The organism is Mesorhizobium sp. USDA 4132 (genome assembly GCF_056279545.1).
The window spans coordinates 231440-244254 of sequence record NZ_JBWCCP010000001.1; the positions used below are offsets into that span (position 1 = coordinate 231440).

General features: G+C 61.3%; 14 protein-coding genes. 8 read left to right on the top strand and 6 right to left on the bottom strand.

The genetic code is table 11. The annotated features are described in order from the left end of the window. Nucleotides 1-12: 12 nt before the first annotated feature. The 3 genes from dnaJ to ACZ9IU_RS01100 form a co-directional block, all read right to left on the bottom strand. Nucleotides 13-1146, bottom strand: a complete 1134-nt coding sequence (dnaJ, locus tag ACZ9IU_RS01090) for a molecular chaperone DnaJ (RefSeq protein WP_038547976.1) — start codon at nucleotides 1144-1146, stop codon at nucleotides 13-15. A 97-nt stretch (nucleotides 1147-1243) separates the two neighbouring features. Next, nucleotides 1244-3145 carry a molecular chaperone DnaK gene (dnaK, locus tag ACZ9IU_RS01095; protein ID WP_038547978.1) on the bottom strand — a complete coding sequence of 634 codons (1902 nt, stop codon included), beginning with the start codon at nucleotides 3143-3145 and terminating at the stop codon, nucleotides 1244-1246. Nucleotides 3146-3341: 196 nt separating this feature from the next. Continuing rightward, nucleotides 3342-5825 carry a transglycosylase domain-containing protein gene (locus ACZ9IU_RS01100; protein WP_038547980.1) on the bottom strand — a complete coding sequence of 828 codons (2484 nt, stop codon included), beginning with the start codon at nucleotides 5823-5825 and terminating at the stop codon, nucleotides 3342-3344. A 193-nt stretch (nucleotides 5826-6018) separates the two neighbouring features. Between ACZ9IU_RS01100 and ACZ9IU_RS01105 the strand changes: the two genes are divergently transcribed. The 7 genes from ACZ9IU_RS01105 to ACZ9IU_RS01135 all read left to right on the top strand — a co-directional run bounded on the left by ACZ9IU_RS01105 (nucleotide 6019) and on the right by ACZ9IU_RS01135 (nucleotide 8459). Further along, nucleotides 6019-6192: a hypothetical protein gene (locus tag ACZ9IU_RS01105; RefSeq protein WP_173426763.1), complete on the top strand. Its 174-nt coding sequence runs from the start codon at nucleotides 6019-6021 to the stop codon at nucleotides 6190-6192. Nucleotides 6193-6341: 149 nt separating this feature from the next. Next, entirely contained in the window at nucleotides 6342-6524 is a 183-nt protein-coding gene (locus tag ACZ9IU_RS01110) for a hypothetical protein (RefSeq protein ID WP_038547982.1), read from the top strand. A 118-nt stretch (nucleotides 6525-6642) separates the two neighbouring features. After that, a complete protein-coding gene (locus ACZ9IU_RS01115; protein ID WP_038547984.1) occupies nucleotides 6643-6846 on the top strand; it encodes a hypothetical protein in 204 nt (67 codons plus the stop codon). 132 nt (nucleotides 6847-6978) lie between these two features. Beyond that, on the top strand, nucleotides 6979-7227 hold the full coding sequence (locus ACZ9IU_RS01120) for a hypothetical protein (protein WP_157885202.1): 249 nt from the start codon (nucleotides 6979-6981) through the stop codon (nucleotides 7225-7227). 84 nt (nucleotides 7228-7311) lie between these two features. Next, nucleotides 7312-7506, top strand: coding sequence for a hypothetical protein (locus tag ACZ9IU_RS01125; RefSeq protein WP_038549933.1), 195 nt, complete (start codon nucleotides 7312-7314; stop codon nucleotides 7504-7506). A gap of 293 nt (nucleotides 7507-7799) precedes the next feature. Further along, nucleotides 7800-8012 carry a hypothetical protein gene (locus tag ACZ9IU_RS01130; RefSeq protein ID WP_151045704.1) on the top strand — a complete coding sequence of 71 codons (213 nt, stop codon included), beginning with the start codon at nucleotides 7800-7802 and terminating at the stop codon, nucleotides 8010-8012. Between the two features lie 75 nt (nucleotides 8013-8087). Next, complete coding sequence (locus tag ACZ9IU_RS01135; RefSeq protein ID WP_038547989.1) at nucleotides 8088-8459, top strand: hypothetical protein; 372 nt, start codon at nucleotides 8088-8090, stop codon at nucleotides 8457-8459. Here the strand turns inward: ACZ9IU_RS01135 and ACZ9IU_RS01140 are convergent. Further along, nucleotides 8456-8941 carry a YbaK/EbsC family protein gene (locus tag ACZ9IU_RS01140; protein ID WP_038547992.1) on the bottom strand — a complete coding sequence of 162 codons (486 nt, stop codon included), beginning with the start codon at nucleotides 8939-8941 and terminating at the stop codon, nucleotides 8456-8458. The two genes, ACZ9IU_RS01135 and ACZ9IU_RS01140, sit on opposite strands and share 4 nt — an antisense overlap. 472 nt (nucleotides 8942-9413) lie before the next feature. On the opposite strand from ACZ9IU_RS01140, the gene ACZ9IU_RS01145 reads away from it, so the two are divergent. Beyond that, the gene (locus ACZ9IU_RS01145; RefSeq protein WP_007754264.1) at nucleotides 9414-9623 is read left to right on the top strand and encodes a cold-shock protein; all 210 of its coding nucleotides are present in this window, start codon (nucleotides 9414-9416) and stop codon (nucleotides 9621-9623) included. 476 nt (nucleotides 9624-10099) lie between these two features. Here the strand turns inward: ACZ9IU_RS01145 and ACZ9IU_RS01150 are convergent, their stop codons facing one another. Beyond that, nucleotides 10100-11488, bottom strand: coding sequence for a M20/M25/M40 family metallo-hydrolase (locus ACZ9IU_RS01150; RefSeq protein ID WP_038547995.1), 1389 nt, complete (start codon nucleotides 11486-11488; stop codon nucleotides 10100-10102). A 142-nt stretch (nucleotides 11489-11630) separates the two neighbouring features. Further along, nucleotides 11631-12815 carry an arsenite efflux MFS transporter ArsK gene (gene arsK / locus ACZ9IU_RS01155; protein ID WP_038547998.1) on the bottom strand — a complete coding sequence of 395 codons (1185 nt, stop codon included), beginning with the start codon at nucleotides 12813-12815 and terminating at the stop codon, nucleotides 11631-11633.

The window sequence follows — 12815 nt, forward strand, 5'->3', positions numbered from 1 at the left end:
GGTTCTAAAAACTCAGTTCTCGAAGAACTCCTTCATCCGGGCGAAGAAGCCCGTCGATTCCGGATTGTTCTCCTTCGAGGACAGTTCCTCGAATTCCTGCAACAGTTCGCGCTGCCGCTTGGTGAGCTTCTGCGGCGTCTCGATCTGGATCTGGATATAGAGATCGCCGGTCTGGCTGGACCTCAGCACCGGCATGCCCTTGCCCTTCAGGCGGAACTGCTTGCCCGGCTGGGTGCCTTCCGGCACCGTCACGCGGGACTTGGTTCCGTCGAGCGTCGCGACGTCGAACGTGCCGCCGAGGGCGGCCGTCGTCATCGAGATCGGCACGGCGCAATAAAGGTCGGCGCCGTCGCGCTGGAAGAACTGGTGCGGTTTCACCGATAGGAAGATGTAGAGATCTCCCGCAGGGCCGCCGCGCGTTCCGGCTTCGCCTTCGCCCTGCAGGCGGATGCGGGTGCCGTCTTCGATGCCGGCCGGGATGTTGACCGACAGCGACCGCTCTTCGGTGACGCGGCCCTGACCGTGGCACTTGGAGCAGGGATCGGTGATCGTCTGGCCGCGGCCGTGGCAGGTCGGGCAGGTACGCTCGACCGAGAAGAAGCCCTGGCTTGCGCGCACGCGGCCAGAGCCCTGGCAGGTACCGCAGGTCTTCGGCTGCGTGCCGGGCTTGGCGCCGGAGCCGGAACAGACGTCGCAGGTGATCGAGGTCGGAACCCGGATCTGCGCCGTCTTGCCGGCAAACGCTTCTTCCAGCGTGATTTCCATATTGTAGCGAAGATCGGCGCCGCGTTCGCGACCGCCAGAGGACCGGCGGGCGCGTCCGCCGCCCATCATTTCGCCAAAAATGTCTTCGAAGATATCGGAGAAGCCACCGGCGCCCGCGCCCGAGAAGCCACCGCCACCGCCGCCCATTCCGCCGTGTTCGAAGGCGGCATGGCCGAAGCGGTCGTAGGCCGCACGCTTCTGGGGATCCTTCAAGGTCTCGTAGGCCTCGCCGAGTTCCTTGAACTTCTTTTCGGCTTCTGCGTCGCCCGGATTCTTGTCGGGATGATATTTCATCGCGAGCTTGCGGAAGGCGCTTTTGAGCTCCTTCTCGTCGGCGGTCTTGCCGACACCCAGCGTTTCGTAAAAGTCTGCTTTTGCCATGGAGGTAACCGGCTCCGGAAAGGATTCCGGCTGCACGAAGGCAGCCGGATACTCTAGTCAACTATGGTCGAGGTCTGGCCATCAGGCAACCGGCGGATCAAGCGGACTTCTTGTCGTCCTTGACTTCCTCGTAGTCGGCATCGACGATATCGTCCTTGCCGCCCGTGGAGCCTTCGCCGCCTTCGGCCTGCTGGGCCTCATAAATGGCCTGACCAAGCTTCATGGATACGTCCATCAGGATCTGCGTCTTCGCCTGGATGTCATCGGCATCCGGTTCCGGAGCTTCGACGGCAGCCTTCAGCGAAGCGATCGCATCTTCGATCGCCTTGCGGTCCGTCTCGGAAACCTTGTCGCCATATTCCTTCAGCGACTTTTCGCTGGAATGGACGAGGCTTTCGGCCTGGTTCTTGGCCTCGACGCCGGCACGGCGCTTCTTGTCGGCTTCGGCATTGGCCTCGGCGTCCTTGACCATCTTTTCGATCTCGGCGTCGGAGAGACCGCCGGAAGCCTGGATGCGGATCTGCTGTTCCTTGCCGGTGCCCTTGTCTTTGGCCGAAACCTGGACGATGCCGTTGGCGTCGATGTCGAACGTGACTTCGATCTGCGGCATGCCGCGCGGTGACGGCGGCAGGCCGACAAGGTCGAACTGGCCGAGCAGCTTGTTGTCCTGGGCCATTTCGCGTTCGCCCTGCGATACGCGGATAGTCACGGCCTGCTGGTTGTCTTCGGCGGTCGAGAAGGTCTGGCTCTTCTTGGTCGGGATCGTCGTGTTGCGGTCGATCAGGCGGGTGAAGACGCCACCGAGCGTTTCGATGCCAAGCGACAGCGGGGTCACGTCGAGCAGCAGAACGTCCTTGACGTCGCCCTGCAGAACGCCGGCCTGGATGGCGGCGCCGAGAGCGACGACTTCATCCGGGTTGACGCCCTTGTGCGGCTCCTTGCCGAACAGCTGCTTGACGACTTCCTGAACCTTCGGCATGCGGCTCATACCGCCGACGAGAACCACTTCATCGATTTCGGCTGCGGTGACGCCGGCATCCTTAAGGGCTGCCTTGCACGGCGCGATGGTGCGCTGGACGAGATCGTCGACCAGGCTTTCGAACTTGGCGCGGGTCAGCTTCAGCGTCAGGTGCTTCGGACCGGAAGCGTCGGCCGTGATGAACGGCAGGTTGATTTCGGTCTGCTGCGAAGATGAGAGTTCGATCTTGGCCTTTTCGGCAGCTTCCTTGAGGCGCTGCAGGGCGAGCTTGTCGTTCTTCAGGTCGATGCCCTGGTCCTTCTTGAACTCGTTGGCAAGATATTCGACGAGACGCATGTCGAAGTCTTCACCGCCGAGGAAGGTGTCGCCGTTGGTCGACTTCACTTCGAAGACGCCATCGCCGATTTCGAGGACCGAGATGTCGAACGTGCCGCCGCCAAGATCGTAGACGGCGATCGTCTTGCCGTCCTTCTTGTCGAGGCCATAGGCGAGAGCGGCAGCGGTCGGCTCGTTGATGATGCGCAGCACTTCGAGACCTGCAATGCGGCCGGCATCCTTGGTTGCCTGGCGCTGCGCGTCGTTGAAGTAGGCCGGTACAGTGATGACGGCCTTTTCGACCTTTTCACCGAGGTAGGATTCGGCGGTTTCCTTCATCTTCTGAAGGATCATCGCAGAAACCTGTGCGGGGGAATAGTTCTTGCCCTGGGCCTTGACCCAGGCGTCGCCATTGTCGCCCTTGACGATATCGAAGGGGACGAGGCCCTTGTCTTTTTCAACCGTCGGATCTTCGTAGCGGCGGCCGATAAGGCGCTTCACGGCGAAGAGGGTATTGGTGGGGTTGGTCACTGCCTGGCGCTTGGCCGGCTGGCCGACGAGGCGTTCGCCGTCATCGGAAAATGCGACCATGGAGGGCGTGGTACGCGCGCCTTCGGCGTTCTCGATCACCTTCGCATCTTTGCCGTCCATGATGGCGACGCAGGAGTTGGTGGTACCGAGGTCGATGCCAATTACTTTTGCCATTTTCTTCTCTCTCCTTTAAGCGAACCATCGGAACCCCTCAAAGGCATTCCACTGACAGTTCCTCGACTGGGATGGTACGCAGCATCGGCTGCGGTCATGCGGCGTATATAAGGACGGGTTTTTAGGACTGCAAGGCGAGAAATCGCCCGGATCCTAGCAAAAAGAACAGTTTGCCGAGCAATACTGTGAATACGCTTCACTGCCCCATGATCAGGTCGAAAAGCGTGGTCTGCCGGGGCTGCCCTCTGGAGCCCGCAACGCCCACGTCGCCGGGCGGAACGGGGCCGCCGCCGATCGCTCCCGGGGGCACCGGAGTGGGCGAATCATAAGGGCCGCGATACTGGCGATAGTCACGGGCCGGAACGTCGCCAGGCGGTATCACGTCGCTATGACGACCGCGGTCGCCATAGACCGGCCGATTGTCGTAGATCTGTCTGTTGTCCCTGTTGTCATACCCCTGATTGTCGCCATAGACGGGCCGCACGCGGGCCGGTTCCCGTTCGATCGAGGCGGAATCCTGGGCGGGAGGGCGCGGCGCCGGCGGATAATCGGCGGGGAGTTCGTCCTGGGTCCGGCGCCCGCCGGGCAGGATGCCGGAAATGATATCGCCGATCGTCGTCGACGGCGAATCCGGCTGGACTGCGGCAGGAGGCAGATCGAGGCTGCGGCCGGTGCCGAACAGCGGCGTCGGCGTATAACCCTTCATCGCCGACGTCATATATTCCTTCCAGGCTTTTGCCGGAAGCCCGCCGCCGGTCACCTTTTTCATGAAGGCGCCGTCGTCGTTGCCGAACCAGATGCCGGTCGTCATGATGCTGGTATAACCGACGAACAGTGCGTCACGGAACGACTGGGTGGTGCCCGACTTGCCGGCTGCCTGCCAGCCGTCGATCCTGGCGGCCTTGCCGGTGCCCTCGTTGATGACGCGGTTCATCATGCCGTTCATCGTCGCCGCCACCGGCTCGCTGAGCACGCGCGGCGGGTTGGCATAATCGGCCTCGTAAAGCACCTTGCCGTCCGGATCGGTGATGCGCTTGACGATATGCGGCGTTGCCTTGTAACCGCCGTTCATGAAGGACGCGTAGGCAGATGTCAGCTCGACCAGCGAGACTTCCGAGGTGCCGAGCGCGATCGAAGCATTGGCCTGGATGTCGGAATCGATGCCGAGCCGGTGGGCGAGGCTCACCACCTTGTCGGGGCCGACCTGCATGACGAGCTGCGCGGCGACCGTATTGAGCGACTGCGCGAAGGCCGAGGCGAGCGTTACTGGACCGCGGTATTTCTCGTCGAAATTCTCCGGCGACCAGTTGCCGATCTTGACCGGCGCATCGTTGACCATCGAATCCGGCCGGGCGCCGGCTTCGAGTGCCGCTGCATAGACGAAGGGTTTGAAAGCCGAACCCGGCTGGCGTTTCGCCTTGACGGCGCGGTTGAACTGGCTTGTCGCATAATCGCGGCCGCCGACCAGCGCCCGGATCGCGCCGGTCGCATCGACCGTAACAAGGGCCGCTTGCGAGGCGTTGAGCTTGCCGCCTTCCTTCTTCAGAACATCGTTCAGCGATTTTTCGGCGGCGGCTTCGAGGCGCATGTCGAGCGTCGTTTCGATGGTCACGTCGACCTTCGGCTCGCCGATCAGGCTCTTCACCTCGTCGACGACCATATCGGCGGCATAATGCTGGGCGCCGGTCCAGTAGCTCTTCGCTTTGGCTGGCGGTTGCGACATGGCGGTCTTGAGGTCGCTGTCGGTGACATAGCCCTCTTCGCGCATCGTGCCGAGCACGACTTGGGCGCGGGTTTCCGCAGCCTTCGGGTCTCGGGCCGGCGACAGGCGGGACGGAGCCTTGAGCAGGCCGGCAAGCGTTGCCGCTTCGCCGAGGTTCACGTCGCGGGCGGACTTGTTGAAATACCGCCGCGAGGCGGCCTCCACGCCATAGGCGTTCGAACCGAAGAACACTCGGTTCAGGTACATGGCGAGGATCTGGTCCTTGGTGAACTTGTGCTCCAGCCAGAAGGACAGGAGCACCTCCTGGATCTTGCGTTCGAACGTGCGGTCCGGCGACAGGAACAGGTTCTTGGCGAGCTGCTGGGTAATCGTTGAGCCACCCTGGATCGGCTGGCCGGTCAGGTTGTTGACGAAGGCGCGGGCCAGGCCGAGCGGATCGACGCCGAAATGCGAATAGAAGCGCCGGTCCTCGATGGCGATCACCGCCTGCGGCAGGTAGGGCGACATTTCTTCGAGCGCTAGGGCCTCGCCGCCGGTCGAGCCGCGATTGGCGACGACCGAGCCGTCGACGGCGGTGATCTTCATGTTCGGCGGCCGATCCGGGATAGCCCAGGTGCTGGCGGCTGGCATTCTGGCACCGTAATAGAGCACCAGCCCGCCGACGGCGATGCCGGCCCAGATGCCGAGTACGAAGCACCAGTAGACGAGCCTCCTGAGCGGCGCGAAGAACCCGCCGCCTTCGCGACGCGGTGGAACCTTCCTGTTGCGGGATGGACGGACACGTTCCGGACGCTCGGAACGCTCGTCGCGATCTTCGCTTTCGGCTTTCGATGGACGTCTGCCAGGCCGGCCGTTGCCCACGATCCGCTCGTCCGCGTCGAGACGTAAATCGCCGCTCGGCCGCGAACCTTCGAAGGATGGTTCAACGCGTTTGTCTGATTTGCCTCTGGCTGCCATGGTGAGCTGGCATACCCCCGTTACACGCCTGTCAAAACAGGCTGTTACTCGATGTCTGATCGCCCAAGCCTTGGCTGGACTTTAAATGCGGCGATTTAAGGAGGGGTAAAGGGCGTGTTTATCCGGGTGATCTTGAACCGCTTGACTTCCATCGCTATTTATGAGAACAAACAGAGAACATGTGGAGGTACTGATGAGCAGAACCGAACAGGTGATCGAACGCGCAATGGCTGCAGTCGCGGCCTCTAGGGCTCTGCGCGAGGCTGAAGCGCAACGCCGCCGCGAGACGTTCCAGAAGATACAGATCGCCAACCAGCGACGCCCGAATATTCCCAAGGGCATCCAGCTGCCGCTGGACCTTCATTGAAAAGCCGCAACGCCCTGGATGGCCGGGCGTTGGCCTATGTTACAAAAGCCCCCCAATACCGCATCCAACCTTAAAAAAATCCGATTCCTGATGGAACAAGGAGGCAAGATCCGCGTTACGACGGATTCCACCTTGGAGGAGGGGAGGATATGCAGAAAGTCGTCGAGGCAGTCGTCCGGAATGGCGACCAGCGTGTCCCGGTCGGGCTGGTCACCGTCAAGCAGGCGCTTGAAATGCCTGAAAGGGGAATGGTGGAGTTCAGCCACCCCGCTTATGAAGCCGGAAAGACTGATATTTTCGTCAATCGCGAAACCCTTTCGAAGCTGATGTAATCGCGGCGGACGGCGAAAAGCCGGCAGTTTGAGACGACCCGAAACGCGAATTCGTGATTTCGGGTTTATGACTCTGCGGGTTATTTTACGCCCGCAACCACAGCGAAAGGAGAATGGCATGAAGACAATTCTCGTCATCGCCGCCGTGCTCGGCCTGTCGTCGACCGCAGCTCTTGCGGAATGCGCCGGCCACAACGTCACGGCTTCCGCCAAGGTGGACAAGGAAGTCACCACGGCAAGCATTGCGGCTCCGAAAATGGATCCGCGCGAGGAAGCTGCCGTGCTGAAGCAGTCCGAAGGACAGGCTAAAGCCACCGAATAATCGTTTTGCCCGCGCCGGCTTCCCGCCGGTGCGGGTTTTCATTTTGCTTCAGATAGAGCCCCGCCCTCTCGGATAAATCGAGCAACGGAACCTCGCGTTCCGCTTGGTGTTGTTTCCGAAAAGGAGACTCTGATGGCTAAAAAACCTCTCGCTGCCGGCTTTACAGGCGACGTCGCCGAAGAGACAGGCGTTAGCGCTCGTACGAAATCTGCTGTTCATCGTGTCAAGGACGAGGCGGGTATGGTCGGCGCTCATGCCGTCGATCATCCGGCGGCTACCGGTTCGGCAATTGCCGTCGTCGGCCTGCTCGGCTTGGCGGTCGGCTACATGCTCGGCATGTCTTCGGCCTCTCGCGACCGGCGCTGGTATCGCCAGAGGTGAGTGAGGTTTTCCTCAGAATCCTATCCGCTCCTGGAACAGTGGCGGGCCTCAGCCGTTGGTTTCCTGACACGAAAGGAGACCATCATGCCCAATCGAGACCCTATCCCGACTCCGAGCCCTCAGCCGCGCGGGCCGACGCCGGCGGGCGGAGTTCCCGATCGCACCCAGGAAAAGCCGCCATTGACGCCGGCGCAGGATCCCGGCGACAGCAAGAACCCGCAGGATCCGACGCTTGATCCCGCACTCCTGCCGACCGGCGATCCGGCCGGCATGGCATAACCGGGCCGAGCCCTCTGCCCAGCCCGCGGACGCTCGCGACGGACCCGTATAGGTAGTAACCCGTACGGGTCCACCCTTATATTACACCCCTCTATTATTGTTATTGTCAATTTATTAGCCAAGGCTCAAAATCCCCTCTCCTGTGGCTTGCAGACCTTTTTCCCCGGGCGCCGACAAGGCCGGCGCAAGACTGTCGCAATAAAAGGCCGCTGGTAATATTCTCCGGCCGCCATTGCTGAATGGGGCGAGGGGAGTGGTCCGCCGGTCGGGCACCGTATGATCGGGAGGGTTATATGCCTACACAGATGGTTCGAAATCCGGTCAATCCCGAGCAGCTCAGCCTGCTGCAGCAGGTCTTTGACCAGGCTTGTGCCGAACACCAGATCGACAAGGCGAGCCCCGATGCGGAGGCGCTCGCGCTGATCCTCGTGAACTCGCTTCAAAAAGGCTCGGATGACAAGCAAAAGCTCTCGGCGCTCGCCGAGGCGCTGGCGAAAAGCCGATAGCTCCTCGCCTAAACGAGGAACCTATCAGTCCTTCAACAGTTGAACGGTCTCTCGAACAACTCAAGGAGGCCGGTAATGGCAGAGTCCGCCAGAAACCTGAATACACCCGCGAGGCCGGATACGCCCTCTTTCGACTACGAGCCCAGCGAAGACGTCAGGACCGAGATTGCGACGCTTCGTTCCGAGATCGCCAATCTGCGCGAGATGCTCGCCGAAAAGACCGGCGCTGCCTATGGCAGGGTCGCCGAGCGTGCCGGCAACGCTGCGCACTACGTCCAGAATGAAGCAAGCTCGGTTGCCGGCACCATCCGCGAACACCCTGCCGCCACCACGACACTGTTCACTCTGATCGGTGCCATCGGTTTTGCGATCGGCTATGTGGTGGCCACCGCTTCTGCCGACAGCAAACATGCCTGGTATGACCGCTATCTGAGCGGACGCCTTTAGGCGACGCCGCCATCTGATACCGGATCCTGACCGACATCGACCCAGGTCGCTGCGGTCAGGTCCGCCATCCGGTCGGGGCTGATACGCACCGCGGCATTGACGGCGCCGGCAGCGGGCACGACTTCCGGAAATTTTAAAAGCGATACGTCGCAGTAGATCGGCATCGGCGAAGGCAGGCCGAACGGGCATACGCCGCCGACCGGATGCCCGGTGATCGCCACGACCTCGTCGCCGCCGAGCATGCGCGGCTTTGCGCCGAACCGATCCCGGAACTTGCGATTGTCGAGACGGCTGGTTCCTGACATGACCACCAGCGCGGTAGTTTCGCCGGCGCGCACGCAGATCGTCTTGGCGATCTGTTCGGGCGCCACGCCGTGCGCGGCAGCGGCAAGCGGCACGGTCGCCGAGCTTTCCTCGGTAATGATGACGTGGATATCGGGGGCGTTGGTGGCGAAGAAGGCGCGGACGGATTCGAGGCTCATGGCCGCAAAATTGGCGCAGGATCACGCCAGCCGCAAGAGAACAATAAAGCTATGCGAGAATTGCAATGCTGCACTGCGATATCGTGACTGTTTTTTGAGCTCCGATCCTGTATATTCAAATCATCGAACGGTGCACTCCTCCTCCCAGCGCCTTCGATGGGACCAGCAACACCTCCTCCTCCCAGTTGTTGGTCAGTTTCAGAAACCCGGCGCACCTCCTCCCGCGCCGGGTTTTCTGTTTTATATGCCTTGAAATCGCTGGCGATTTTGCTTTTTAAGGCAAGCCTGAATTTTCCCGATCTTGACCTTTTTGCGCGAAGACCCTATTTGCTTCGCCATCGATATTTGTTTGATAGCCAGCACTATGCGCCTCACGGCGTTTGCGACGATCTCTCTTCAAATACGAAACTTCAACGTTCCAAGCGCTCGAGCGTGGAATAGTCGGTCATATTTGCAAGGGAAAGGCATCGTTATGGCTACCGGTACTGTAAAGTGGTTCAACGCAACCAAGGGCTACGGCTTCATTCAGCCTGACGACGGTTCGCAGGACGTATTCGTTCACATCTCTGCCGTTGAGCGCGCCGGCCTCGGCCAGCTCAAGGATGGTCAGAAGATCTCCTACGAACTCGTCAGCGACAAGCGTTCGGGCAAGGTTTCCGCAGACCGCCTCCAGGGCGCATGATCTGCTGAAGACTTCAGGTCTTTAAGATTGCGAAAGGCCGGCTCGTCCGGCCTTTCTGCTTTTGAGGACCTGGGCTTCATTATTTAGAGCAATTCTAAATTTGAGCCCTTGTAAACGGAAATCCAGCTCCCATCTAGGGTACAATAGCGTTTCCGACGCACCGCGTGGTCGGGCTCCAAAGAGCTTCAGCGACCATGTGTGTTACGGCAAATACGGGCGACCGTGCCGTCTTGAGGCAGTTTCCATATCCGCGTTAACGGAATGTTTACCTCACCGAGAGACGATGACCGCTAGAGCCGTGGTGATCTGAAAAGGTCGAAAGCGGCCGCGTCGGAAATGCTTGTCCCATTTAGAGTGACCACGGATGTACTGGCACCGGTGAATGGGAGTGGAAAGGTCGGGCTTGCCCCGGCCTTTTTGTTTTTTAGGGCTCGACGCGAAGACGCGTCGGGCCTTTTCAGTTTTAAGCATCGAGTTCAGCCAGCCAGCGCCGCGATGATGCGTGCCCAGGAGCGGATGCCCTTGTGGAAGGAGCGCAGGTCGTATTTCTCGTTCGGCGAGTGGATACGGTCGTCGCTGAGGCCGAAGCCGACCAGCAGCGATTCCATGCCGAGCGTCTTCTGGAAATCGCCGACGATCGGGATAGAGCCGCCGACCCCGACGAGCAGTGCTGGCTTAGGCCACTCTTCGGAAAGCGCGGTCTTCGCCTTGGTGAGCACCGGCGAGTCGTAGCCGAGCTGGATCGCCGGCGAGCCGCCATGCTTCAGGAATTCCACCGAGCAATCGGCAGGGATTTTCGAGCGTACATAGGCGCGAAAACTTTCGCGGATCTTTTCCGGATCCTGGCCGCCGACGAGACGGCAGGAGACCTTGGCCGATGCCTTCGAGGCGATGACCGTCTTGAAGCCCTGGCCTTCGTAACCGCCGCTGATGCCGTTGAATTCGCAGGTCGGCCGTGCCCAGATGAGTTCGAGCAGCGATCGGCCCCTCTCGCCGGCCAGTTCCGACAGCCCCACCTCGCCGAGGAAATCGTCGCGTCCGGCGACAAGGCTTTCCCAGGCCGCCTTGATGTTGGACGGGGTCTCCTCGATGCCGTCATAAAAGCCTTCGAGCGTCACGCGGCCGGTATCGTCATGCAGTCCGGCGAGGATCTTCGACAGAATCTGGATCGGGTTTGCGGCTGCACCTCCATACATGCCGGAATGCAGGTCGCGATTGGCGGCGGTGACGATGATTTCCTCGCCCACCAGGCCGCGCAGCGACGCGGTAATCGCCGGCGTATCGGCGTCCCACATGCCGGTATCGCAGACCAGCGCATAATCAGCCTTCAACTCAGCAGCATTGGCATCAAGGAAGGGTTTGAGCGACGGCGAGCCGGATTCTTCCTCGCCTTCGAAGAGAATGGTGACGCGCACCGGCAGCGAGCCATGCACATCCTTATAGGCGCGGCAGGCTTCGACGAAGGTCATCAACTGGCCCTTGTCGTCGGCAACGCCGCGGCCCGTCACCACCTTGCGGCCAGGCCCGAGTTCCTTGACCTTGGGATCGAAGGGATCATCCTCCCAGAGTTCGATCGGATCGATCGGCTGGACGTCGTAATGGCCATAAAACAGCACATGCGGCGCGTCGGCGCTGGCGCCCGGATGATGGCCGACAACCATCGGGTGGCCGGTCGTATCACGAACCGACGCCTCGAAGCCGAGATCCTTGAGTTCGGCCACCAGCCACTCGGCAGCCTTGCGGCAATCCGGCTTGAAGGCGGGGTCGGTGGAAATCGACTTGATGCGGACGAGGCCGAACAGGCGCTCGAGGCTTTCGGGAAGATTGCGGTCGGCGCGGTCGAGGACGGAGGAAAGATCGGTCATGGGGAATCCTGTCTTTGAAGTGCGAGACCCTTGAGCCCAGGAGGCGAGAAGCGGCCCATCGTTTCGGATGCCCGACCTTGTTAGCAAGTCCGGGGTGGAAGAGACAATGGCAAAGACGTCCATGGCACGCGGGATGGGCATCCTAGCCGAAGCGCGTTCCGTTCCGGACGAGCCCATCGATGGCGCGGAAGGCGAGGACGGCAAGAGCGCCAAGCGCCGCCGTGATCGAAAGCGACCAGATAAAACCCAGCCGCTGCATGGAAAGCGCCAGGACGAAGGGGGCAATCGCCGAGACGATCAACCGGGCCGACATCATCTTGCCCTGCAGTTTGCCGTAGCCGTTACTGCCGAACAGCGTCAGCGGAAGGGTACCTGTCACGATGCTCAAAAGTCCGTTACCCATGCCGAAGATGACCGCAAACAGCATCGCTCCGGGTACCGATGGCGCCGTGAGGACAAGAACGACAACGCCGGCCGGCAGCAGCGCCGCCGCAATCAGCGCGAGGCGAAGGGGCTGCAGGTTTTGGCCGAACGTCATGTTGATGAGCCGGCTAAGAACTTGGGAAGGGCCGAACAATGTGCCGACCAGCGCAGCACTCGTGCCGAGACCAAGGCCGGAGAGCAGCGGCACCATATGGACGAGCACGGCGGAGCTCACCAGCGACTGCAGCGAGAACCCGGCGACCATCAGCGTAAAGCCGGTGAACCGCAGGTCGGGCGTCAAAATGCCCTCGGTCCGGGTGGGGAGGGCGGAAGATGCCGCCTTTCGTCGTGCGGCTCCCTGAGACAGCCAGGCATGCAGCGGCAGGCAGACCAGCAGATTGAGCGCCGCAAAGACGAGATAGACGTGCTGCCAGGAGAGATAGGCATGCAGCGCTGCGGTGATTGGCCAGAAGATCGTCGAGGCGAATCCGGCGATCAGGGTGAGATAGGTGATGCTGCGTTGCGCGACCTGTGGCCGAAGCTGCACCAGAAGGGCGAAGGCGGCGCCATATTGTACGAGATTGGCGGCCACCTCGATCGCAATCAGCGCCACGACAAAGGTGGCCTTGCCGGGCGCCATGGCGCAGGCAACCAATGCGGCCGCGGCCGCGGCAGAACCGATAGTCATGACGCGGCCGGCGCCGATCCGGTCGAACAGCGCGCCGAGCCACGGAGCGCTGAGCCCGCCGATCAGAAGCGCGACTGAAAGCGCCCCGAAGATCCATTCGCTGGACCACGAGAAATGCGCCGCCATATCCGGTGCAAGGATGCTGAAACTGTAATAGAGGGTGCCATACCCGATGATCTGCGTGACGCCGAGTGCGACGACGGCGGCAACGGGCAT